The sequence below is a fragment of the Massilia aerilata genome (assembly GCF_042656905.1).
GTDB classification, from domain to species: Bacteria; Pseudomonadota; Gammaproteobacteria; order Burkholderiales; family Burkholderiaceae_D; genus Telluria; species Telluria aerilata.
The window spans coordinates 68,190-91,883 of record NZ_JBHSMZ010000012.1 but is presented as its reverse complement, the minus strand read 5'-3'; the positions used below and the strand labels follow the sequence as shown (position 1 = coordinate 91,883).

The following is a 23,694-nucleotide window of genomic DNA, read 5'->3' as shown; positions in this document are numbered from 1 at the left end:
TTATCGTCAGGCTAATTATTATGCAGAGCCCGTCCAGTTAATTCTGGGCGGGCTTTTTGCTTTTCAGCGCCGCTACTTCTTCTGATAGGTGCCAATCAGTTCGCCCTGCATCAGAACGTGCCCCTGCATCGCTTTTTCCAGGTCGGTCTTGGTCGGATTGCCGAGGTCAGGCAAGACCACGTCCAGCGCGTAGAGCTTGTGCACATAACGGTGGCGTCCCGTTGGCGGACATGGCCCGCCATACGCATTCTTCTTCCAGTCGTTCAAACCGGTGCGCGTACCGGGCGGCAGGTCCGTGCCCCGTATGCTGGCGGGCAGGCTGGCCGCCGAGACCGGAATGTTGTAGAGCACCCAGTGCACCCAGGTCATCTGGGGCGCCGCGGGATCCGGCGCATCCGGATCGTCGACGATCAAGGCAAAACTCTTGGTGCCCGGCGGCGCGCCCGACCAGGACAGTGCCGGTGAGGTATCGGTCCCATCGCAGGTGTGTATCGCGGGAATGCTGCCGCCGGCGTCGAAGTCGGCCGAAACGAGTGTCAGGCTCATGCTCTTCTCCTACAGGCTGAACGCCTTACACGCTTCGACCATGCGATGCCGGTCAGGTTGCACCCGAACGGGTCAAGCCTGCGACAGCGGCGCCGTATCCTGCGCGGCGGCCTCTTCCACACGCTGCTTGCCGCGGCTGATACTCTCGCCATCGTTACGACGCAAACGCCAGAATACGATAGAAGACAGCATTGTCGTGACGGCCAGCGTCAGAAAGGCATGATGCAGGGCCGAGGTCACCATCAGCTGGTTAGTCTGCGGCACACGGCCCAGGAACCAGGCCGTTACCAGCGATCCGCTGGCCAGGCCGAAACTCATCGACAACTGCTGTACTGAACTGGCGATCGTGCTCGCCATGCTCGAGTCCTTTTGCGCGACGTCCGCATAGGCCAGGGTGTTCATGCTCGAGAATTGCAAGGAATTGAAGAAGCCCTGCAGCAGGCCGATACCGGCGATTGCATACCAGGGCGTGCCCGGTCCGACCAGCGCGAACAGCGCGATCGTCAGGCCGATGCAGATCGTGTTCACCACCAGCACCTGGCGGTAGCCGAAGCGTGCCAGCACCTTGGGCGCGATCAGCTTCATGCCCATCGCGGCGGCCGCGGTCGGCATCATCAGCAGGCCCGACTGCCAGGCCGGCAATTTGAGACCCAACTGGTACAGCAGCGGCAGCAGGAAAGGCAAGCCGCCGACGCCCAGGCGGGTAATAAAACCGCCCATCACGGAAATGCGAAAGGTGCGCACTTTCAGCAGCGCCAGGCGCAACAAGGGATGCTCGCGCTCGTTCGCGTGCCAGACATAGGCCGCCAGCAGCGCCACCGACAGGCCCAGCATCAGCACCATGGTCACCATGTCCAGCGTATGTTCGCCGAAGATCTCCAGCAGCCAGGACAGCAGCGCCGTGCCCGAGCTGAACAGGATCAGGCCGATCACGTCCAGCGGGCGCGGCTCGGCGCCCTTGTAATCGGGCATGTAGCGATGCACGAGAAACAGCGCCAGCAGGCCGACCGGCACATTGACGAAGAAGATCGCACGCCACGAACTCCAATGCACGATCAGGCCCCCGACCGTGGGGCCGAGCAGTGGCCCGATCAGGGCCGGCAGGATCACGAAGTTCATCGCGCCCAGCAGCTCGCTCTTGGGAAAGGTGCGGATGATGGCCAGGCGTCCGACCGGCATCATCATGGCGCCGCCCAGTCCTTGCAGCAGGCGCGCCACCACCATCATCTGCGCGTTCACCGACAGTCCGCACAGCACCGATGCCGCCGTGAAGATGCCGATCGCGATGAAGAACACGCGCCGGGTGCCGAAACGGTCGGCCATCCAGCCGCTCACCGGAATGCCGACGGCGAGGCTGAGGATGTAGCTGGTGACGACGGATTTGAGGCTCAGCGGCGTGACGTCCAGGCTGGCCGCGATGCTGGGAATGGCAGTGTTGACGATGGTGGCGTCGAGCTGCTCCATGAACAGGGCAGTCGCCACCAGCCAGGGGAGGTAGCTCTTGACGGTGCTGGTATCGGTCATTGGGCGATTGTCACACAAGCCGCTCAATGTTGGCGCAGGGGTCAGTGAATACCGGGGTCAGAGCCCACCCGCGAAAACCGGGCTCTGACCCCGGTATTCACTGACCCCGGTGTTCAGCCGAAACGCCAATTAGTAGTGATAAGTCGCCTTCACCATGAACAGATTCACCCCACCGTTCGGATGCTTGATACCGCCATTCGAGTAATGCTGCAGCCGCGCACCCAGTTCCCACTTGTTGGCGAACACATAGCCCATGCCCACATGGTCGGCGAATTCATAAGCGGTCGACAGTTGGCGGTGGGTGTTGCGGTACACGTCCGAGAACAGGGCCGCGCCGATACCCGCGTCGGCATAGAAGCCCAGCTTGTTGTCGGCTTCCCAGCGGAACACCGGGGTGAGGCCGATCACGGCCAGGTTGTGGCGATTGCCCGGCACGTCCAGCCACTGGTTGGCGCGCCAGTAAGCGATGTTGGCGTCCCAGTAGCCCGACAGGTGATAGCCGCTGGTCGGGAACCAGTTCTTGTTCCAGTCCTTCTGGGCCGACAGGCGCAGCACCTGCACGTGTTCGCCGCCGCCGGCTTCCACGGCGTAGGCGTCGACCAGGCCGTTCTGGGCATGGCCCGCCTGAGCGGCGAACAGGGCCGCGACAGCGGCCATCGAGGTAGCGAGTTTCTTGGTGGAGAACATCTTCTTCCTTTGGTTTCGAATGACGAATCCCGCTATTTTAGCGAGGTCCGCGTTTTGGCGTGGCCGGTCCGTCAATTGTTAGAATCGAAGAATGGAAAACGATACCAATCTCCCACTGCCGACCCTGGCGTTCCTCGGCATCGGCCTGATGGGCAAACCGATGGCGACCCGGCTGGCCAAGGCCGGCTATCCCTTGCGCGCCTGGAACCGCACCCATGCGAAAGCCGAGGTCCTGCGCGGCGCCGGCGCCCGGCCCTGTGCCGAGCTCGAAGATGCGGTCAAGGGGGCCGCCATCGTCATCTCGATACTGGATGCGGGACCGGTGGTCGGCCAGGTGCTCGATGCCGCGCTTCCCTTCCTTGCGCCCGGTACCTTGTGGATCGACATGAGTTCGACCCGCCAGGACGAAGCTCTGGACTTCGACGCGCGGCTGAAGCAGGCCGGCTCCCGCTTCGTCGATGCGCCCGTGTCCGGCGGCGTGGTCGGTGCGGAAGCGGGCACGCTCGCGATCATGGCCGGCGGCAGCGGGGCCGATTTCGAGAAAGCTGTTCCCGTGCTCAAGACGATGGGATCGCCGACCCTGGTCGGGCCGGTCGGCAGCGGCCAAGTCGCCAAGCTGTGCAACCAGCTGATCGTCGGCGCGACCATCAACATCGTGGCCGAGGCGCTGCTGCTGGCCGATGCGGCAGGCGCCGATCCGGCCGCGGTGCGCGAGGCGATCCGCGGCGGCTTTGCCGGCAGCCGCGTGCTGGAAGTGCACGGCCAGCGCATGCTCGAGCGGAACTTCGTGCCGGGCGGGCAGGTGAAAACCCAGCTCAAGGATCAGCGCAATATCCTGGCGGCCGCGGCCGGGGCCGGCGTGACGCTGCCGGTGGCCGAGCTGGTGACGCGGCAGTATGAAACGATCGCGGCGGATTTGCCGGCGGCCGATCACTCGGCGGCCTTGATTGCGCTCGAGAGGATCAATCCGGGCAAGCGGGTTGGCGATCGGGCGGACACGCTGCCTGAACGCTAAGTAAACTTGGACCCCCGCCTTCGCGGGGGCGACGAGTTAAGGCCGCGGGGGCGACGAATTAAGGCCGCGGGAATGACGTGCTTACGTTATCGGTCTTATTTAGCCAAGCTCATCTCCACCAGGCGCACCCAGTAACTCGCCCCGATCGGCAGCAGCTGATCGTTGAAGTCATAACTGCCATTGTGCAGCTGGCAAGGCCCGAGCCCGTGGCCGCCCAGGCGGTGTTCGCCGTCGCCGTTGCCGAGGAAGACATAGCAGCCCGGCTTGGCCTGCAGCATGAAGGCGAAGTCCTCGGCGCCCATGGTCGGTTCGACCTTCGAATCCACCTTGTCCGCGCCGACCACCGCCTGCATGGCCTCGATCGCAAACGCCGTCTGTTCCGGGTGGTTCACCAGGGGCGGGTAATTGCGCTTGAACGAAAAATCGACACCCGCATTGAAGGCCGCGCAGACACCCTGGGCGATCTCGCCCATGCGGCGTTCGACCAGGTCCAGCACCTCGGTGGTGAAGGTGCGCACGGTGCCGATCAGGACCGCTTCGTCGGGGATCACGTTGGTGGCGCTGCCGGCGTGGATCTGGGTGATCGAGAGCACGGCGGTTGCCAGTGGGTTCTTTTCGCGCGAGATGATGGTCTGCCAGGCTTGCGCGATCTGCACCGCCACCATCACCGGGTCGATGCCGCGGTGCGGCTGCGCGGCGTGCGCGCCCTTGCCCTTCACGAGCACGCGGAACTCGTTACTGGATGCCATCATCGGTCCGGCGACGACGCCGAACGTGCCGGCGGCCATACCCGGCCAGTTATGCAATCCGTACACGGCATCCATGGGGAAGCGTTCGAACAGGCCGTCCTCCATCATGCGGCGGGCGCCGGCGCCGCCTTCCTCGGCTGGTTGGAAGATCAGGTAGACCGTGCCGTCGAAGTTGCGGTTCTGCGACAGATAGTGGGCTGCACCCAACAGCATCGTTGTGTGTCCATCATGACCGCAAGCATGCATCTTGCCGGCGTGGCGCGACGCGTGCTCAAATGTGTTGAGTTCCTGCATCGGCAGCGCGTCCATGTCGGCGCGCAGGCCGATCGCGCGGTCCGAAGTGCCGTTCTTGATGATGCCGACGACGCCGGTGACGCCGAGGCCGCGCACGACCTCGATGCCCCAGTTTTCCAGGCAGCGCGCCACCACGTCGGCGGTGCGTTGTTCTTCGTAGCAGAGTTCGGGATGCGCGTGGATGTCGCGGCGGATGGTTTCCAGTTCTGACTGAAAAGCCAGGATAGGTTCGACTAGTCTCATAGCTTCTCTCCCCATGTTTTTGGACTATTGTAGCCCTTACGCAGCAGACCTTGCCAGTGCCGGCACAATGGCCGCGGGAATCGTCTAAACTATTGGTTTCTCGACGTTTTTTCCGGATCTGATTCGATGACCACGACCCTTGTCAGGGCAACATGCCCGCACGATTGCCCCGATACCTGCGCCATCCTCGTGACGGTGGAAGACGGCGTCGCGACGGAGGTCAAGGGCGACCCGGATCACCCGACCACGGCCGGGGTGCTGTGCACCAAGGTCTCGCGCTACGTCGACCGTACCTATCACCCGGACCGCCTGCTCACGCCCATGCGCCGCGTCGGCAGGAAAGGCGAAGGCCGTTTTGAACCCATCAGCTGGGAACAGGCCCTCGATGAAATCGCGGCGCGCCTGAAACCGATCGCGGAACGCGACCCGCAGGCCATCCTGCCCTACAGCTATTGCGGCACCATGGGCCTGGTGCAGGGCGAGGCGATGGCGATGCGCTTCTTCAACAAGCTGGGTGCGTCCTTCCTCGATCGCACCGTGTGCGCGACCGCCGGCTTCACGGGCTACAAATACACCATTGGTGGTTCGATCGGCACCGACATCGAACAGTTCCAGGATGCGAAGCTGATCCTGATCTGGGGCGGCAATCCGATCGCCTCCAACCTGCATTTCTGGATGCGCGTGCAGGAAGCCAAGCGCCGCGGCGCAAAGCTCATCGCCATCGATCCTTATCGTTCCCTGACGGCCGAGAAGTGCCACCAGCACATCGCCGTCATGCCGGGCACGGACAGCGCGCTGGCGCTGGGCATGATGCACGTGCTGGTCAAGGAAAACCTGCTGGATCACGACTACATCGCCAGGCACACGCTGGGCTTCGCGCAGCTGAAGGACCGCGTGGCCGAATGGACGCCGGAGCGCACCGCCGAAACCTGCGGCATCACGGTGGACGAAGTCGTGAACCTGGCGCGCGAATATGGTCAGACCGCGCTGCGCGGCGAGCCGGTGGCGATCCGCATGAACTACGGCCTGCAGCGCGTGCGCGGCGGCGGCATGGCGGTGCGCAATATCGCCTGCCTGCCGGCCCTGATCGGCGCCTGGCGCCATCCGGCCGGTGGCGTGCAGCTGTCGACCTCGGGCTCCTTCCCGGCAAATAAACTGGCGCTGCAGCGCCCGGACCTGCTGCGCGGCCGCCTTCCGCGCACCATCAACATGAACACCATCGGCGACGACCTGCTGAAGGAGGCCTCGCCGGCATTCGGTTCGAAGATCGAAGCCGTCATCGTCTACAACGCGAACCCGGTGGCGATCGCTCCCGATTCGTCGAAAGTGCAGCGCGGCTTCGAGCGCGACGATTTATTTACCGTGGTGCTGGAACACTTCCAGACCGACACCGCCGATTACGCGGACATCCTGCTGCCGGCCACGACCCAGCTCGAGCACGTCGACGCCCACCTGGCTTACGGCCACCTGTACATGATGGCGAATAACGCCGCCATCGCGCCGCTGGGCGAAGCGAAACCGAACACCGAGATCTTCCGCCTGCTGGCCAAGGCCATGGGCATGGATGACCCGGTGTTCGACGAGACCGATGACGAGCTCGCCGCGCAAGCCTTCAACAAGCAGGACGCACGCGCCGTGCACTTCGATTGGGAATCGCTGAAGCGCACCGGCTGGAGCAAGCTGAACATGCCGGCCGCGCCCTTCGCCGAAGGCGGCTTCCCCACGCCTTCCGGCAAGTGCGAGTTTTATTCCGAAGCGATGCTGGCGGACGGTCTCGATCCGCTGCCAAGCTACATCGCCAACTACGAATCCGTGGCATCCAATCCCGAACTGGCGGAAAAATATCCGTTGGCGATGATTTCTCCGCCGGCCAGGAACTTCCTCAACTCTACCTTTGTCAATGTCCAGAGCCTCCGCGCCACGGAAGGTGAACCTCACCTGGACATCCATCCCGTCGACGCCGCCAGCCGCGGCATCGAGCACGGCGAGATGGTGCGCATCTTTAACGACAGGGGCGCGTTCGTCGCGCGCGCCCGTGTCACGCCCAAGGCGCGGGCCGGCCTCGTGGTCGGCCTGTCGATCTGGTGGAAAAAGCTCGCCAGCGACGGCAAGAACGCCAACGAAGTAACCAGCCAGCGCCTGACCGACATGGGCCGGGCGCCGACCTTCTACGACACGCTGGTGCAGGTGGAGTCGGCATCATGACAAACCTACTGCGCGTCGCACTGCCAGCCGGCGATGCTCGCTGTACTGTTCGTACAGCTGCGCTTCTCGGCAGGCATTGCTTCCGCTCGCTACGGTTTTTCATGATGCCTAAAGATCGCACCATGAACTTACTGACACATGAAACTTTCGCGAATCAACCCGCGGCTCCGGGCCCTGCTCCTGGTGGGCACGGCGGCGGGGCTGCTGGCCAGCTGCTCCACGCTGAACTACTACTCGCAGGCGGCCCAGGGCCAGCTTGAACTCCTGTCGGACTCCCGTCCGATCGACGACTGGATCGCCGACCCCGGCACCAGCTCCAAACTGCGTCTCCGCCTGGAGACCGCGCGCCAGATCCGCCGCTACGCCGTTAGCGAAATGTCATTGCCAGATAATGACAGTTATAAAAAATACGCCTCCCTGAAACGCCCCTACGTGCTGTGGAACGTGGTCGCCACGCCCGAGCTGTCGCTGCGGCCCCTGCAGTGGTGCTTCCCGGTGGCCGGCTGCGTGAACTACCGCGGCTACTACGACAAGAACGCCGCCATGGCCTACGCCAAGGAGTTGAAGGCGGACGGCAACGACGTCGAAGTGGGCGGCGTGCCGGCCTACTCGACCCTGGGCTGGTTCAGCGATCCGCTGATCTCCACCTTCATCAACTATCCTGACGCCGAGCTGGCGCGCATGATCTTCCACGAGCTGGCGCACCAGGTCGTCTACGTGGCCGGCGACTCGCAGTTCAACGAATCCTTCGCCAGCACGGTCGAGGAGGCGGGCGTGGAACGCTGGATGGAGCGCTTCGGCAACCAGGGCATGCGCGACGCCTATGCGCGCTACAAGAGCCGCAAGCACGACTTCCTGGCCCTGCTGCTCAAGTACCGCAAGGCGCTCGAGCAGAACTATGGCGTGGTCGACCGCAGCGACAACGAAAAGCGCGCGGTCAAGGTGCGCCTGTTCCAGGAACTGAAGGACGAGTACCAGGTCCTGAAGGGCAACTGGGGCGGCTATGCCGGCTACGACCGCTTCTTCGAGCAGCCGCTGTCGAACGCCCACCTGGCCTCGATCGCGACCTATGAGGACTTCGTGCCGGCCTTCCGCGCCATGCTCAAGCGGGACGGCAGCTTCGGGCGTTTCTACAAGTCGGTCAGGCAGCTGTCCGAGCTGGATCGCAAGGAGCGTCACCGCATCCTGAAGGCCCTGGTGCCGCCGGCGCCGAGCGCGCCCTTGATGGTGCAACGCAGCGAAGCGCCGACCATGGGAGGACGCTAGCGAAGCGGCTAGAATGCATGTTCGAATTGCAGTAAAAATGCTTGCTATCGGGCGCGCTGCCCGATAGCATCATGGAAGATACTCAAGCACGACCGTGCGTTTTTTTCGGTTGGGCGGCCCAGACAGAATAATTACACTGGAGACAGGCACCCGATGGACAAGATTTGGCTCAAGTCGTACCCGCCCGGCGTTCCCGCGGAAATCGATCCCGACCAGTACGGCTCGCTGGTACAGATGCTGGAAGAATCCTTCCAGAAGTATGCCAAAAATAACGCCTTCGTCTGCATGGACAAGTTCCTCACCTACGCGGAGCTGGACAGCATGTCGAAGCGCCTGGCGGCCTGGCTGCAAAGCCGCGGCATGGCCAAGGGCGCGCGCGTGGCGGTGATGATGCCGAACGTGCTGCAATACCCGGTGGCGCTGGCCGCCATCCTGCGCGCCGGCTACACGGTGGTGAACGTGAACCCGCTGTACACGCCGCGCGAGCTGGAGCACCAGCTGAAGGATTCGGGCAGCGAAGCCATCATCGTGCTCGAGAACTTCGCGCACACGCTGCAGCAGGTGATGGGCAAGACCCCGGTGCGCCACGTGGTGGTGGCGAGCATGGGGGAGATGCTCGGTGGCGCCAAGGGCATGCTGGTCAACTTCGTGGTCCGCAACGTCAAGAAGATGGTGCCGGAGTTCTCGTTGCCGAGCAGCGTGCGCTTCAAGGACGCGCTGGCGCAGGGCGCGAAGATGTCCTTCCAGCCGGCGCAGCTGAAGAACACGGACGTCGCCTTCCTGCAGTACACGGGCGGCACCACCGGCGTGTCGAAGGGCGCGACCCTGACGCACCGGAACGTGATCGCCAACCTGCTGCAATCGGAGGCCTGGTCGGCGGTGGCGATGAACCGGCCGCCGGTGGTCGAGCACCCGGTCATCGTCTGCGCGCTGCCGCTGTACCACATCTTCGCGCTGACGGTCTGCGCGCTGTGGGGCATGCGGGTGGGCGCCATGAACATCCTGATCCCGAACCCGCGCGACATCCCGGGCTTCATCAAGGAGCTGGGCAAGTACAAGTTCAACGCGCTGCCGGCGGTGAACACGCTGTACAACGCGCTGGTGAACCATCCGGACTTCAAGCACCTGGATTTCTCGGGCCTGAAGCTGTCGAACGGCGGCGGCATGGCGGTACAGCAGGCGGTCAACGACCAGTGGAAGGCCGTCACCGGCGCGCACATCATCGAAGGCTACGGCCTGTCGGAGACTTCGCCGGTGGCCACCGCGAACCGCTGCGACATCTCGTCGTTCACGGGCACGATCGGCCTGCCGATCCCGTCGACCGAGGTGGCGATCCTGGACGACGACGGCAAGGAGCTCCCGCTGGGCAGCGTCGGCGAGATCGCGATCCGCGGTCCGCAGGTGATGGCCGGCTACTGGCAGCGCCCGGACGAAACGGCCAAGGTGATGACGCCGGACGGCTACTTCAAGTCGGGCGACATCGGCGTGATGGACGAGAACGGGTACGTGAAGATCGTCGACCGCAAGAAGGACATGATCCTGGTGTCGGGCTTCAACGTGTACCCGAACGAACTGGAAGGCGTGATCGCGGCGCATCCGGGCGTGATGGAATGCGCGGTGATCGGCGTGCCGGACGAGCATTCCGGCGAGGCCGTGAAGGTGTTCGTGGTCAAGAAGGACCCGAACCTGACGGCCGAACAGCTGATGGACTACTGCAAGCGCGAGTTCACCGGCTACAAGAAACCGAAGTACATCGAGTTCCGCACCGAACTGCCGAAGACGAACGTCGGCAAGATCCTGCGACGCGCGCTGCGCGAGGAAAAGCAGGCGGCATAGCTGGCATTTTTACCGTCGTCCCCGCGAAGGCGGGGACCCAAGTTTGCTGGCGTTTCAGTAACGTATGCAGAACTTGGGTCCCCGCCTTCGCGGGGACGACGTTTGTTGAAACAAGAAAGGTAATCACATGGACAAATTCTGGCTGGATTCGTACGAGGCGGGCGTACCGTCGGACATCGACTGGACCCAATACCGCTCCCTCACGCACCTGCTGGAGGAGGCCTTCCACAAGTACGCGGCGCGCCCCGCCTATGCCTGCATGGGCAAGTCCATGAGCTATGCCGAACTCGATAAACTGTCCGGCCAGATGGCGGCCTGGCTGCAAAGCCGCGGCCTGCAGCCGGGCGCGCGCGTGGCCATCATGATGCCGAACGTGCTGCAGTATCCGGTGGCGATGGCCGCCGTCCTGCGCGCCGGCTACACCATCGTCAACGTGAATCCGCTGTATACGCCGCGCGAGCTGCTGCACCAGCTGAACGACTCGGGCGCCGAAGCCATCGTGGTGCTGGAAAACTTCGCCCACACGGTGGCGGAAGTCGTGGGCCAGACCAAAGTAAAACACGTCATCGTCGGCAGCATGGGCGACCTGCTGGGCGCAAAAGGCCTGATCGTGAATTTCGTGGTCCGCACCGTCAAGAAGATGGTCCCGGCCTGGTCGATCCCGAACGCGGTGCCCTTCAAGCGCGTGCTGGCCGAAGGCGCCCGCCAGACCCTGAAGCCGGTCACGGTCGGCCACGACGACGTCGCCTTCCTGCAGTACACCGGCGGCACCACCGGGGTGTCGAAGGGCGCGGTCCTGCTGCACAAGCACGTGATCGCCAACGTGCTGCAGAACGAAGCCTGGTTCGGTCCGACCCTGGCCAAGGCCGGCGCCGACCTGCAGTTCGTGTGCGCGCTGCCGCTTTACCACATCTATGCGCTGACCGTGTGCGCCCTGCTGGGCATGCGCGTGGGCGGCATGAATTTACTCATCCCGAATCCGCGCGACATTGGCGGCTTCATCAAGGAGCTGCGCAACTACCGCATCAACGTCTTCCCGGCCGTGAATACGCTGTACAACGGCCTGCTGAACAACCCGGACTTCGCCAGCCTCGATTTCTCGGGCCTGCTGGTCTGCCCGGGCGGCGGCATGGCGGTGCAGAAGCCGGTGGCGGACAAGTGGCTGGCGCTGACCGGCACCCCGATCGTCGAAGGCTACGGCCTGTCCGAGACCTCGCCGGTGGTCGCCGCCAACCGCTGCGACATCACCGGCTTCACCGGCACCATCGGCCTGCCGCTGCCGTCCACCGAGATCCGCATCCTCGACGAAGCCAGCCAGGAAGTCCCGTTCGGCACCGCCGGCGAAATCTCGGTGCGCGGCCCGCAGGTGATGGCCGGCTACTGGCAGCGTCCTGACGAAACGGCCAAGGTCATGACCGCCGACGGCTTCTTCAAGACCGGCGACATCGGCATCATGAACGAGCAGGGCTACATCAAGATCGTCGACCGCAAGAAGGACATGATCCTGGTCTCGGGCTTCAATGTGTACCCGAACGAGGTGGAAGAAGTCGTCGCCTCGCACCCGGGCGTGCTGGAAGTGGCTTGCGTGGGCGTGCCGGACCAGCACTCGGGCGAGGCTGTGAAACTGTATGTGGTGAAGAAGGACAAGGCCTTGAGCAAGGAAGACCTGCTCGAGTTCTGCAAGGAGCAGCTGACCGGCTACAAGCGGCCGAAGTTCATCGAGTTCCGCGAGACGCTGCCGAAAACGAACGTGGGCAAGATCCTGCGGCGCGAACTGCGGGATGAGAAACAGACGGCGTAAAGCCTGTCGTTAGCGATAAGACCGTCATTCCCGCGGAGGCGGGAATCCAAGTTTGTTCGCAGTACGCTAGCTTGACTTGGGGCGTCGCGCCGCGAGGCGCCTGCGCGGGGAGTCGTTTCCGGCAATGCCGGGAACGACGGGCATAGGCCGCAGGCCTAGCTCGAAGTAATCTCCAGCCCCGCTCTACCATCCGCCACCCGAAACGCCGCCAGCTCCCGCTGCGCCGTCTGCGGATCCCTTACCTCATCCAGGCCCATGAAGCGGGTCCGCGTTTCCTTCGCCGTCACTTCCATCAGCATGTAGCCGCGCCTGTCGCTGCGCCCGAACTTGATGTGCGGGTTCATCGCCAGATACTGCAAGGTGCGCTCCTGCGGGCGCGAGCTCGAGGTCACCGAGGTGCCGACGAACTCGGTCGCGATCGGCGGATTGTCGCGCGAAACCGGCCGGTTGAAGTCCGCGCGCAGTTCGCTCGCGTAGAAGGTGTGGACGTCGCCGCCCAGCACCAGCGGATTGCTCGCGCGGCTGGACAGCAGCGCATCGAACAGGCGCCGGCGCGCCGCCGGATAGCCATCCCAGCCGTCGGTCCAGAAGCGCCCGCCGTCCGCGCCGGCGATGGGCACCTGGGTCGATTGCGCCATCAGGGTCTGCTGCGCGAGGATGTTCCAGCGCGCCTTCGAGGACGTCAGGCCTTCCTCCAGCCAGGCTTCCTGCTCCCGGCCCAGCATGCTGCGCGACGGGTCGAGCAGGGAAGGGCAGGCGCGCGGGCCCACCGAGTTCGAGCCGCCCCGGTCCTTGCGCGGGCAGGCTTGATAAGCGCGGTATTGGCGGTCGTCGAGCACGTGGAAACGCGCCAGCCGCCCCCAGTCGACACGCTGGAACATGCGCACGCTGGCGAAGCTGCGCGGCGGCGGCAGGCGCAGCGGCATGTGTTCGTAGAAGGCCTGGTAGGCCGCCGCGCGCCGGGCTGAAAAATCGCTCGAGAGACGCTCGTCGTGGTCGGCGCCGTAATCGTTGGCCACCTCATGGTCGTCCCAGGTCACGATCCAGGGCGCGGCCAGGTGGGCCGCCTGCAGGTCCGGGTCGGTCTTGTACTGCGCGTAGCGCTGGCGATAACTCTGCAAGTCGAACGACTCGTTCTGGCGCACGATACGCTCTCCCGGCTGCGGATGCTGGCGCCGGAAGGCGCCCCATTCGTAGATGTAGTCGCCGAGGAAAGCGACCAGGTCCGGCGCCGCTTCCGCGATATAGCGGTGCGCCGCATAGCTGCCGAATTCCCAGTGCTGGCAGGAGGCCACGGCCAGTTTCAGCATGTCCGGCATGCTGCCCGGGGCCGGCGCGGTGCGCGTACGGCCGACCGGGCTGACGGCATCGCCGAACAGGAAGCGATAAAAGTACCAGCGCCCCGGCTGCAGTCCCGTCACGTTCACGCGCACGCTGTGCGCCAGCTCGGGCGTGGCGATGGCGCTGCCCTTCGCGGCGATGCGGCGGAAGGCCTCGTCCTGCGCGACTTCCCAGCGCAAGGGCACGGCCAGCCTGGGCGCGGAGCCGGCGTCCAATGGATCTGGCAGGATGCGGGTCCACAGGATCACGGAATCGGGCAGCGGCGAACCGGAGGCCACGCCCAGGCTGAACGGATAGCCGGCCGCGTTCGACGGCGCTGCACGCAGCACGGACGGGCCGGCGGCGGTGAACGCCGCGGCAAGGCGCGCCGCGTCCAGCAGGAACAGGCGGCGCGATGACATCCTTGTGTTATTCCGCGATCAGCGCTTCGAGCGGCGGCAACTGGCGCGGCTTGCGGTCCGCGCCGGTGGCGACATAGGTGAGGGTGGCTTCGGTCACTTTCACCACATTGGTCTGCAGGCGGTTGCGCTCGGCGTAGACTTCGACGTAGACGGTGATCGAGGTATTGCCGACCTTGACGATGTCGGCGTAGAAGGACAGCAGGTCGCCGACGAAGACCGGGTTCTTGAACAGGAAGGAATTCACGGCGATGGTGGCGACGCGGCCATTCGCGCGGCGCACGGCCGGCAGCGAGCCGGCGACGTCGACCTGGGCCATGATCCAGCCGCCGAACACGTCGCCGTAGACGTTGGCATCGGACGGGGCAGGCATCATCCGCAGCACCGGCATCTTTCCTTCAGGCAGGCGGGTGGTGGATGGCGTCTGGTTTTCTGGCTGGGTCATCTTGAAATCTCGGTAAAAGCTACAATCGTCCCAGATTGAACCATAAATAAAGAAACTCTGTCATGCGACGCTCTCCTCCAAGCAATTCCCCGCCGCCGACCGGCGACCCCAACGCCAAGCGCAACGACTGGGCTGTGATCGGCACGCTGCTGCCCTATCTGTGGGTGTATAAATGGCGCGTGATGGCCGCGCTGCTCTGCCTGATCGGCGCCAAGGTGGCCAACATCGGCGTGCCGCTGGTGCTGAAGAATATCGTCGACAGCCTCAGCATCTCGCCATCGCATCCCTATGCGCTGCTGGCGCTGCCGCTCGGCGCGCTGTTCGCGTATGGCGCGCTGCGCTTCTCGAGCACGCTGTTCACCGAGCTGCGCGAGTTCCTGTTCGCGCGCGTCACCCAGCGCGCGGTGCGCACCATCGCCTTGCAAGTGTTCCGCCACCTGCACGCGCTGTCGCTGCGCTTTCACCTGAACCGCCAGACCGGCGGCATGACGCGCGATATCGAGCGCGGCACGCGCGGCGTCAGCTCGCTGGTGTCCTATTCGCTGTTCTCGATCCTGCCGACCCTGGTCGAGATCACGCTGGTACTGGGCTACCTGGCCGCGCGCTATGACAAGTGGTTCTCGATCATCACCGCGGTGGCGCTGGTCACCTACATCACCTTCACCATCGTCGTCACCGAATGGCGCACGCATTTCAGGCGCACGATGAACGAGCTGGATTCGAAGGCCAACACCAAGGCCATCGATTCGCTGATCAACTACGAGACCGTCAAGTACTTCGGCAACGAGGATTATGAAGCCAAGCGCTACGACGAAGGCCTGCAGAGCTACGAGCGCGCCGCCGTGCGTTCGCAGACCTCGCTGTCCTTCCTGAATACCGGCCAGTCGCTGATCATCGCCGCCGCCGTCACCGCCATCCTGTGGCGCGCGACGCAGGGCGTGATCGACAAGAGCATGACCCTGGGCGACCTGGTGCTGGTGAACTCCTTCATGCTGCAGCTGTACATTCCGCTCAACTTCCTGGGCGTGATCTACCGCGAGATCAAGCAGAGCCTGGCCGACATGGAGCGCCTGTTCGGCCTCCTGGAGCAGCATCGCGAAGTGGCCGATTCGCCGGATGCGAAGCCGCTCGTGACGCATGGCGCGAAGGTCGAGTTTTCGCACGTCGAATTCAACTACGACCCCAAGCGCCAGATCCTGTTCGACGTCGATTTCACGATCCCGGCCGGCACCACCACCGCCGTGGTCGGCCACAGCGGCTCGGGCAAGTCGACCCTCTCGCGCCTGCTGTTCCGCTTCTACGACGTGCAGCGGGGTTCGATCTGCATCGACGGCCAGGACATCCGCAACATCACCCAGGACTCGCTGCGCCACGCGATCGGCATCGTGCCGCAGGATACGGTGCTGTTCAACGACACCATCGAATACAACATCGCCTACGGCCGCCCGGGCGCCAGCCGCGAGGATATCGTCGCGGCGGCGCGCGCCGCCTCCATCCACGACTTCATCGAAAGCCTGCCCGACGGCTATGCGACAATGGTGGGTGAGCGCGGCCTGAAGCTGTCCGGCGGCGAGAAACAGCGGGTGGCGATCGCGCGCACGCTGCTGAAGAACCCGGCCATCCTGATCTTCGACGAAGCGACGTCGGCCCTCGACTCCAAGTCGGAGCAGGCGATCCAGGCGCAGCTGAAGGAAATCGCGAAGCAGCGCACCACCCTGGTGATCGCGCACCGCCTGTCGACCATCGCCGACGCGCACCAGATCCTGGTGCTCGACCACGGCCGCATCGTCGAACGCGGCACGCACGCCCAACTGATCGCGCAGCGCGGACTCTATCAACAGATGTGGGACCGGCAGCAGGCAAGGCAGGACGAAGACCTGGCGTCGCCGCCGCTGGAACTCGAACAGGAACAGGAATAAGACATGGAAAACCAGATCGTCGAGATCGACATGCAGGAGGTCGGCCACGGCAATCCGGCCTGGATCGCCGCGCTGGAAGCGGGCAAGGTGCTGTACTTCCCGAACTTCGGCGAGCACGGCTTCGCACCGCAGAAGGAAGAGCTGGCGCTGTTCCGCGAAGACGTGCGCGACCCGAAGGTCCGCAACATCAGCCTGGACCAGGGCGGCAAGCTGAAAGGCGTGATCGGCGACGATGCCACGCAGGCCCTGATGGCCGGCATGGTCAAGCGCTTCCGCGACGAAGCCGAAGGCCTGCTGGGCAAGCTGGTGCCGCGCTATACCGAGCACCTGCGCCGCGGCGCCGCCAGTTTCCGTCCTTCGAAGGTCGAGACCCGGGTGCAGTCCTGGCGCGCCGACGACCGCCGCCTGCACGTCGACGCCTTTCCCTCGCGTCCGAACCGCGGCGAGCGCCTGCTGCGCGTATTCACCAATGTGAACCTGGACGGCGTGCCGCGCGTGTGGCGCGTCGGCGAGCCCTTCGAGGATGTGGCGCGCCGCTTCCTGCCGCGCGTGAAGCCCTACGTGGCCTGGCAGGCGAAAGCGCTGAATGCGCTGCACGTCACCAAGTCGCTGCGCAGCGAGTACGACCACCTGATGCTGCAGCTGCACGACGCCATGAAGTCCGACCTCGACTACCAGAAGAACGCGCCGCAGGAGACCTTCGGCTTCCCGCCCGGCTGCGCCTGGGTGTGCTTCTCGGACCAGACCTCGCACTCGGTGATGTCGGGGCAGTACATGATGGAATACACGGCGCAGCTGTCGCCGATGCGGCAGTATGATAAGGAATCGAGTCCGCTGGCGATCCTGACGCGCTTGCAGGGGCATGCGCTGGTGTAAGCCAGCACCGCAAATACGCAAACCATAGACAGAAGACAATGTTTGAAAAGACAAGGCCGCTATCCCTAGCGGCCTTGTTTATACAGGTCCTAACGCGCGTGCCTCAATCGGGCTACTAGCCGTCGAAGACGGCGGTCGGTGCGGGAACAGCTCTGCCGGCAAGGTAAGCAGCGGTCAACCTGACTGGCAGTGAGGATGTCCGTCCGTAGCTTCATGTGGCCTCTTAGCAGCTGCCCCCGGCGATGCTGCGGCCAGTCCGAAGGTCAAATCCAAAGAAGCAGCGATATCCGCGAGCCGGAACGTAGGAGCACGTGATATTTCCCTTACTACGCAATCGCTCGCCTGCCTCGTCGCTGCAAGTGACCTTATCATCAGGATAGAGCGAGTCGAAAATATCCTTAGCTCCCTGGCCGGTTACCTCTACGGAAAGCTTGCGTTCGGTGCGGGTTGGTGGCTGTTCGTTGCCCAGCTCCCCCGAGTAGACGGTGTATTCCGCCTTGAGTGGTTTAGCCGGGGCGGGATAGATCGCCTTTTGCTCGGCGCTGGCCGCAGTGGTCAAGAATGCAGCAGTGGAGAGAAGTAGCAGTGAGGTTTTCATTTGATCGCCGCCCGAACGCCAACGTGAAAGTGATCATCATGTTTGTCCCAGGGCATGACGCCAGGAATGCTCGTGTCGTTGAACAGAACCTGATGCACCGAAGGATGGGAGCGAAAGATCGCGATAAGCCTGGCCGTGCTTGCGCGGTCGTATATGCCATGCTGGAACCTAGTCACAGGAGCCTCCGCGCCATCGAGCCGGAGTGCCCGGACGTCGACCTGCAAGCCGTTCACGTGGCTGTGATGTTTGCCGTACTCTCCGCCATTGGCAAGGCTGATATTTCCGATGCCGAACCTGCGAGTATCGGAGGCCAGCCACTCGCGCTCCACGAAGAAAAGGACGGAAAGCAACGCCGGGTGTCCGTACTGCCCAGCGCCATTTGTCGGCGTGCCGTAAACGTAATAGCCGGCGCCTTCAGGGTGCTGCGGTATCATAAAGAAGCCGCGTGAATCCTTGGGTTGGACTTCCAGCATGGCGGCTCCCTCACGCGACCTTGTTTGCCGCCAGGTCCCAGCCACCGGCCGTGTTTCCTCCCGCGCCTCCACCGATCTTCTGCTGGCAATACTTCCACTTGACCTTCGAGAACCGCAGTCCGATGTTGTCATGAAGCATGGTCCCCTGGTGAACGGCTTGGTCCATGCTGGCAATCAGGACATTCTCCAGTTCGACCTCATAATACTTCACCGGCTTGCCGTCACCGTCAGCTCGCATGAACTCCAGCTTGGCCTTAGGGATTGTTTTTCCCATCGAGCAGTGCTGCATCAGGACCGGCGACGCCAAGTCCGCAAGCTTAGTGCAGGCAACAGATCGATGCTCACAACGTTCAGCGGTATGTCCTCCGCCCGTCGATGCCGTTGCGCTCCTGGGCTGTATTACGCCCCAATTTGCCGAAGTGAGTTCGATCCAACCTTGATGCGTAGAGTCTGCCGACTCGCCTTTAATACCGTCTATTTGCAGGTACACGTCGATTGCCATGGCATTGCCTCCGGGAATGGGTGCTGATAAAAGAGGCTATTGTCATAGGGCCGCTAGGGATGACAATTGATGGGTATCAAGGCGCTTAGCTCGCTATATCAAAAGTGCGAGTTACCGCAAGGGGCAGCGAAGGGGGGAAGCGTAAGACAATTAACGCGCAATCGACTAAATCGGGACTTGGAATCGCCACCGAGAGGTGCAACGTCAAAGTATACAATCGGTGACTGCTCGACTTGATTCACAATGGCCGTCCCAAGCCACCATTCATCGATGGCGATAAGTACGCGACATGCTCATTTACAAGCTATAAATAAAAAATGCCGTTCAGACTTGGCTGAACGGCATTACGCCTGAAGGCGACTCTATCGTAGCGGTGACAGCGGCGCTGTCCTGCTAACGATCAATATGTGTAAAACATCCGCTGAATCTCTTTGGTGCTGCCAGTCTTGGTCAGCGCCAGCATCAGCAAAATACGCGCCTTTTGCGGATTCAAGGTATCCGACACCACGAAGTCCAGCTCGTCGTCATTCGCCTCACCATTGCGCGCCACGATGCCCTGGCCGACGCGGCTCGAACGCACGACGACCACGCCTTTTGCGCGTGCTGCCGACAGGGCAGGGCGCACCTTGGTCGGCAGGCTGCCATCGCCCACGCCGGCGTGGACCAGGCCCTTGACGCCGGCGGCGACGAAGGCGTTGACGGCGGTCGGGCCGACGTTGGCGTAGGTGTAGGCGATCTCCACCGCCGGCAGCGCGTCCAGCTTCGAAATATCGAACTCGGTGTCCACCGTGTGCTTGCGGGTCGAGGCGCGGTAGAAGTGCGCCTGGTTGCCGACCACGTAGCCCAGCATGCCCAGTTCCGGCGACTTGAAGGTATCCGTGGTGACGGTGTTGGTCTTGGTGACTTCGCGCGCGGCGTTGATCTGGTCGTTCATCACCACCAGCACGCCTTTACCCACGGCTTCCTGGCTGCCGGCGGTCAGCACCGCGTTGTACAGGTTGATCGGGCCGTCGGCCGAGATCGCGGTCGACGGACGCATCGCGCCGACCACCACGACAGGCTTCTTGCTCTTGACGACCAGGTTCAGGAAGTAGGCGGTTTCCTCGATGGTGTCGGTGCCGTGGGTGATCACGATGCCGTCCACGTTCGGCTGCGCCAGCAGGGCGTTGACGCGCTTTGCCAGGGTCAGCCACTGCTCGTTGCCCATGTTTTCGCTGGCGATCTGGAACACCTGCTCGCCGCTCACGTGGGCGACCTTCTGCAGCTCGGGCACGGCGTTGATCAGGGCCTGCACGCCGACCGTGGCGGCGGTATAGCCGACGGTGGTGGTGCTGGTCGCGCCGGTGCCGGCGATGGTGCCGCCGGTGGCGAGGATGACCACGTTCGGCAGCTTGGCCGGGGCCGGGGCCGCGGTCTGGGCCTGGGCGGCGAGGGCGAACAGGCAGAGGAAGAGCGCGAACAGGGTGCGCGCGGATTTCAGATAAGTCATGTGGTCTCCATAAAATCGTCGTCCCCGCGGAGGCGGGGACCCAAGTGTGTCCGCGTTACGTTGGCTCACGCAGAACTTGGGTCCCCGCCTGCGCGGGGACGACGTTTAAAAAATTCAGCGCAGCGGCGACGTCGCGATATCCTTCTCGGGCGCGGTCGGATTGGTCAGCTCGCCCTCCCACTTCGCCACCACGGCGGTGGCGATGCCGTTGCCGATCACGTTGGTGGCCGAGCGCGCCATGTCCAGGAAGTGGTCGATGCCCAGCAGGAGCAGCAGGCCGGCTTCCGGGATGTGGAACTGGTTCAGGGTCGCGGCGATCACCACCAGCGAGGCGCGCGGCACGCCGGCCATGCCCTTCGAGGTCAGCATCAGCACCAGCATCATCGTGATCTGGGTCGACAGCGGCACTTCGATGCCGTAGGCCTGGGCGATGAAGATGGTGGCGAAGGTGCAGTACATCATCGAGCCGTCGAGGTTGAACGAGTAACCGATCGGCAGCACGAAGGCGGCCAGGCGGTTCTTCACGCCGAAGCGCTCGAGGCCTTCCAGGGTTTTCGGGAAAGCGGCTTCCGACGAGGCGCAGGTGAAGGCCAGGATGGTCGGTTCGCGCAGTTCGCGCAGCAGCTGCAGGATGCGCGGGCCGACGAACAGGATGCCGATCGCGATCAGCACGATCCACAGCAGGGCGATGCCGAGGTAGAACTCGCCCATGAACACGCCGTAGGTCGCCAGCACGCCGACGCCGCTCTTGGCGATCACGCTGGCGACCGCCGCGAACACCGCGACCGGCGCGAAGTTCATGACATAGCCGGTCACTTTCAGCATCACGTGGGCGGCGCCGTCGATGGCGTCGATCAGCGGGGTGGCGCGCGCGCCGACGGCGGCGGCGCCGGTGCCGAAGAAGATCGAGAAGATCACGATCTGCAGGATCTCGTTCTTGGCCATGCCGTCCACGATCGAGGACGGCACCAGGTGGGTGATGAATTCCTTGAGCGTCAGGCCGGTGACGGCGATGCCCGAGGATTCCGTCACGGCCGGCAGGTGGCCGGCGGCGGCCATCGCGTCGCCCGGGCGGAACAGGTTCACCAGGACCAGGCCCAGGGTCAGCGACAGGATCGAGGCGATGATGAACCAGCCCAGCGCCTTGACGCCGATGCGGCCGACCTCCGAAGCGTCGCCCATCTTGGCGATGCCGACCACCAGGGTCGAGAACACCAGCGGCGCGATGATCATCTTGATCAGGCGGAGGAAGAGGGTGGTCACCAGTGACAGCGTGTCGGCGAAGCCGGCCGGATCAGCGAGGTTCGTGTGCGCGATATAGCCGGCGGCGATGCCGAGCACCAGCCCCACGAGAATATAAGTGGTCAGGCGGTTTCGATTATTCATAGGGCTTCCTTCTGGTGGTGGCGGCGGCGCGGCGGAAATCAGGCGGGATCGTCGGTCCTGCTCTCCTGGCTTTTCGGGCACAATGCTGACAATCTTGACAAGTTCCGCAGTATCCTAGGGGCCGATGGTGCTGTCAAGCACGCTCAAATGCAGGGAAACACATAGTTAAGCCCATGATCGAATTAGACAAAGTCAGCAAGTGGTATGGCAGCTTCCAGGTGCTCAGCGACTGCAGCACGCGGGTGCAACGCGGCGACGTGGTGGTGGTCTGCGGCCCCTCCGGTTCGGGCAAGTCGACCCTGATCAAGACCGTCAACGGCCTCGAGCCCTTCCAGCAGGGCAGCATCCACGTCGACGGTACCGCGGTCGGCGACCCAAGTACCCGTTTGCCGGCGCTGCGCGCGAAGATCGGCATGGTGTTCCAGAACTTCGAGCTGTTCCCGCACCTGTCCGTGCGCGACAACCTGAACCTGGCCCAGATGAAGGTCCTGAAGCGCTCGCGCGAGGAAGCCACCGCCAACGGCCTGAAATACCTGGAACGGGTCGGCCTGCTGGCGCACCAGGACAAATTCCCCAGCCAGCTCTCCGGCGGCCAGCAGCAGCGCGTGGCGATCGCGCGCGCGTTGGCGATGGACCCGATCGCGATGCTGTTCGACGAGCCGACCTCCGCGCTCGACCCGGAGATGGTGGGCGAGGTGCTGGACGTGATGACCGGCCTGGCCCAGGACGGCATGACCATGATGGTGGTGACCCACGAGATGGGCTTCGCGCGCCGGGTGGCCGACCGCATCCTGTTCATGGACCACGGCCGCATCGTCGAGGAGAGCGCCAAGGACGATTTCTTCACGGCGCCGAAGTCGGAACGGGCGCGCGAATTCCTGGCGCGGATTATCCACTGAGCGCAGCGAAATCCATCCTGCGCACTTTGTAGATGAAGGATGTCGCCTTGTCCGAGGTGACGACATCGATGCGCCCGCCGTGCGAGCGCGCGATCTCGGAAACAATGAACAGGCCCAGGCCTAGCCCTTCGCGGGCCACCTTGACCGAACCGCGCCAGAACGGCTTGAACAACTGGCGCCTGACCTCGTCCGGGATCCGTGGGCCGGCATTCGTGACCGTGAGCTGGAAGACGTCGTTTGCCTCGCTGGCCGTGACCTCGACCGGCAAGGCCGGATCGCCGTGCACCAGCGCATTGTTGAGCAGGTTGGACAGCATCTGGCTCATCCTGCCCCGGTCGCACAGCAAGAGCGCGATCGGCTGCAGCTGCGCATTGATCGTGCGTTCCGGATGCACACCGCGCAGCTCCTCGATGACTTGCTCGAACGCCAGGTGCAGATTGTACTCGCGGCGCAGTTCGAGGGCGATGCCGCCGCCCATGCGTCCGCGGGTGAAGTCGACCACGTCGTCGACCAGCGCCGAAATGCGATGGGCGCTGCGCCCGATATGGTCGAGCAGGGCCCGCATTCCGCTGTCGGGTTCCTTGCGCTTGGCGACTTCCACCGCCATCAGGATCGATCCGAGCGGCGTGCGCAAATCGTGGCCGAGGACGGCAATGAACTGTTCGCGCAACTCCGCCGTTTCGCGCTCGTCGGCCAGCAGGCCACGGGTATCCGTCAGCTGCGCATCGGCTTCCATCTGCAGCGAAATCAACTGGGCGAAGAGCGTCATGCTGGAGGTGATGGCCGGCGTGGACAGCGTGGCGGGCTTCGGATCCAGCCCGCACAAGGTGCCGAAGTAGTCGCCGTTCTGGCGGAAGATCGGGATCGAGATATAGCTCTCGAAACCATAGATGCGCGGCGTATGGTGGTCGTGGTAGGCGCCATCGGTGCTGACGCAATCGATGATGATGGCCTTGCCGGTGTCGCGTACCTCTTCGCACAGGGTGGTCGTGACATCGAGCCCGTCGCCGACGTTCAGGCCGAAATCGAGTTTGTCCAGTACCGCACAGGTGGTCCAGGAATCCTGCGTAACGCGCGCGATGCAGACGAAACCCAGCCCGGTTGTGACGGCAACCGTCTCGAGGATGGTAGGCACCGCGCTGATGGCCTGGATGGCAGCCACGTCGCGTAAGACACTTTCCTGCATTGCCGGCCTTGTATCT

General features: G+C 63.8%; 20 protein-coding genes. 8 read left to right on the top strand and 12 right to left on the bottom strand.

What is annotated here, in order from left to right; all coding sequences use genetic code 11:
* Positions 1-72: 72 nt before the first annotated feature.
* From ACFPO9_RS16680 to ACFPO9_RS16670, 3 genes are all read right to left on the bottom strand, one after another.
* Entirely contained in the window at positions 73-546 is a 474-nt protein-coding gene (locus ACFPO9_RS16680) for a YbhB/YbcL family Raf kinase inhibitor-like protein (RefSeq protein WP_379772308.1), read from the bottom strand.
* A 72-nt stretch (positions 547-618) separates the two neighbouring features.
* On the bottom strand, positions 619-2,070 hold the full coding sequence (locus tag ACFPO9_RS16675; RefSeq protein WP_379772306.1) for a DHA2 family efflux MFS transporter permease subunit: 1,452 nt from the start codon (positions 2,068-2,070) through the stop codon (positions 619-621).
* A 129-nt stretch (positions 2,071-2,199) separates the two neighbouring features.
* The gene (locus ACFPO9_RS16670; RefSeq protein ID WP_379772304.1) at positions 2,200-2,757 is read right to left on the bottom strand and encodes an acyloxyacyl hydrolase; all 558 of its coding nucleotides are present in this window, start codon (positions 2,755-2,757) and stop codon (positions 2,200-2,202) included.
* A 91-nt stretch (positions 2,758-2,848) separates the two neighbouring features.
* Between ACFPO9_RS16670 and ACFPO9_RS16665 the strand changes: the two genes are divergently transcribed.
* Positions 2,849-3,772, top strand: a complete 924-nt coding sequence (locus tag ACFPO9_RS16665; protein WP_379772302.1) for an NAD(P)-dependent oxidoreductase — start codon at positions 2,849-2,851, stop codon at positions 3,770-3,772.
* A 95-nt stretch (positions 3,773-3,867) separates the two neighbouring features.
* Here ACFPO9_RS16665 and ACFPO9_RS16660 read toward each other — a convergent pair whose 3' ends face one another.
* Complete coding sequence (locus tag ACFPO9_RS16660) at positions 3,868-5,058, bottom strand: M20 aminoacylase family protein (RefSeq protein WP_379772299.1); 1,191 nt, start codon at positions 5,056-5,058, stop codon at positions 3,868-3,870.
* A gap of 126 nt (positions 5,059-5,184) precedes the next feature.
* Between ACFPO9_RS16660 and ACFPO9_RS16655 the strand changes: the two genes are divergently transcribed.
* The 4 genes from ACFPO9_RS16655 (at position 5,185) to ACFPO9_RS16640 (ending at position 12,166) form a co-directional block, all read left to right on the top strand.
* Positions 5,185-7,263 (top strand): molybdopterin-containing oxidoreductase family protein, encoded by a 2,079-nt coding sequence (locus ACFPO9_RS16655; protein ID WP_379772296.1) that lies wholly within the window; start codon positions 5,185-5,187, stop codon positions 7,261-7,263.
* 138 nt (positions 7,264-7,401) lie between these two features.
* Entirely contained in the window at positions 7,402-8,529 is a 1,128-nt protein-coding gene (locus tag ACFPO9_RS16650; protein WP_379772293.1) for an aminopeptidase, read from the top strand.
* A 153-nt stretch (positions 8,530-8,682) separates the two neighbouring features.
* Complete coding sequence (locus ACFPO9_RS16645; protein WP_379772290.1) at positions 8,683-10,365, top strand: long-chain fatty acid--CoA ligase; 1,683 nt, start codon at positions 8,683-8,685, stop codon at positions 10,363-10,365.
* Positions 10,366-10,492: 127 nt separating this feature from the next.
* Positions 10,493-12,166, top strand: a complete 1,674-nt coding sequence (locus ACFPO9_RS16640; RefSeq protein ID WP_379772288.1) for a long-chain-fatty-acid--CoA ligase — start codon at positions 10,493-10,495, stop codon at positions 12,164-12,166.
* A gap of 155 nt (positions 12,167-12,321) precedes the next feature.
* Here ACFPO9_RS16640 and ACFPO9_RS16635 read toward each other — a convergent pair whose 3' ends face one another.
* Both ACFPO9_RS16635 and ACFPO9_RS16630 read right to left on the bottom strand, forming a co-directional pair.
* A complete protein-coding gene (locus tag ACFPO9_RS16635; protein ID WP_379772285.1) occupies positions 12,322-13,908 on the bottom strand; it encodes an alkaline phosphatase D family protein in 1,587 nt (528 codons plus the stop codon).
* Between the two features lie 7 nt (positions 13,909-13,915).
* Complete coding sequence (locus ACFPO9_RS16630) at positions 13,916-14,350, bottom strand: acyl-CoA thioesterase (RefSeq protein WP_230029645.1); 435 nt, start codon at positions 14,348-14,350, stop codon at positions 13,916-13,918.
* Between the two features lie 62 nt (positions 14,351-14,412).
* Between ACFPO9_RS16630 and ACFPO9_RS16625 the strand changes: the two genes are divergently transcribed.
* Together ACFPO9_RS16625 and ACFPO9_RS16620 are read left to right on the top strand one after the other, a co-directional pair.
* Positions 14,413-16,269: an ABCB family ABC transporter ATP-binding protein/permease gene (locus ACFPO9_RS16625; protein ID WP_379772282.1), complete on the top strand. Its 1,857-nt coding sequence runs from the start codon at positions 14,413-14,415 to the stop codon at positions 16,267-16,269.
* A 3-nt stretch (positions 16,270-16,272) separates the two neighbouring features.
* On the top strand, positions 16,273-17,145 hold the full coding sequence (locus ACFPO9_RS16620; RefSeq protein WP_379772279.1) for a Kdo hydroxylase family protein: 873 nt from the start codon (positions 16,273-16,275) through the stop codon (positions 17,143-17,145).
* Between the two features lie 223 nt (positions 17,146-17,368).
* Here the strand turns inward: ACFPO9_RS16620 and ACFPO9_RS16615 are convergent, their stop codons facing one another.
* From ACFPO9_RS16615 to ACFPO9_RS16595, 5 genes are all read right to left on the bottom strand, one after another.
* The gene (locus ACFPO9_RS16615) at positions 17,369-17,743 is read right to left on the bottom strand and encodes a hypothetical protein (RefSeq protein ID WP_379772277.1); all 375 of its coding nucleotides are present in this window, start codon (positions 17,741-17,743) and stop codon (positions 17,369-17,371) included.
* Positions 17,740-18,216: a penicillin-insensitive murein endopeptidase gene (locus ACFPO9_RS16610; protein ID WP_379772275.1), complete on the bottom strand. Its 477-nt coding sequence runs from the start codon at positions 18,214-18,216 to the stop codon at positions 17,740-17,742. The genes ACFPO9_RS16615 and ACFPO9_RS16610 overlap by 4 nt, the downstream gene beginning before the upstream one ends.
* Before the next feature lie 10 nt (positions 18,217-18,226).
* Positions 18,227-18,718: an Hcp family type VI secretion system effector gene (locus ACFPO9_RS16605; protein WP_379772273.1), complete on the bottom strand. Its 492-nt coding sequence runs from the start codon at positions 18,716-18,718 to the stop codon at positions 18,227-18,229.
* A gap of 400 nt (positions 18,719-19,118) precedes the next feature.
* Positions 19,119-20,207, bottom strand: coding sequence for a type II asparaginase (locus ACFPO9_RS16600; protein WP_379772271.1), 1,089 nt, complete (start codon positions 20,205-20,207; stop codon positions 19,119-19,121).
* Positions 20,208-20,321: 114 nt separating this feature from the next.
* Entirely contained in the window at positions 20,322-21,593 is a 1,272-nt protein-coding gene (locus tag ACFPO9_RS16595; RefSeq protein WP_379772269.1) for a dicarboxylate/amino acid:cation symporter, read from the bottom strand.
* 173 nt (positions 21,594-21,766) lie between these two features.
* Between ACFPO9_RS16595 and ACFPO9_RS16590 the strand changes: the two genes are divergently transcribed.
* Positions 21,767-22,492 carry an amino acid ABC transporter ATP-binding protein gene (locus ACFPO9_RS16590; RefSeq protein WP_379772267.1) on the top strand — a complete coding sequence of 242 codons (726 nt, stop codon included), beginning with the start codon at positions 21,767-21,769 and terminating at the stop codon, positions 22,490-22,492.
* Here the strand turns inward: ACFPO9_RS16590 and ACFPO9_RS16585 are convergent.
* A complete protein-coding gene (locus ACFPO9_RS16585) occupies positions 22,482-23,654 on the bottom strand; it encodes a sensor histidine kinase (protein WP_379772265.1) in 1,173 nt (390 codons plus the stop codon). The genes ACFPO9_RS16590 and ACFPO9_RS16585 overlap by 11 nt on opposite strands.
* Positions 23,655-23,694: the final 40 nt, after the last annotated feature.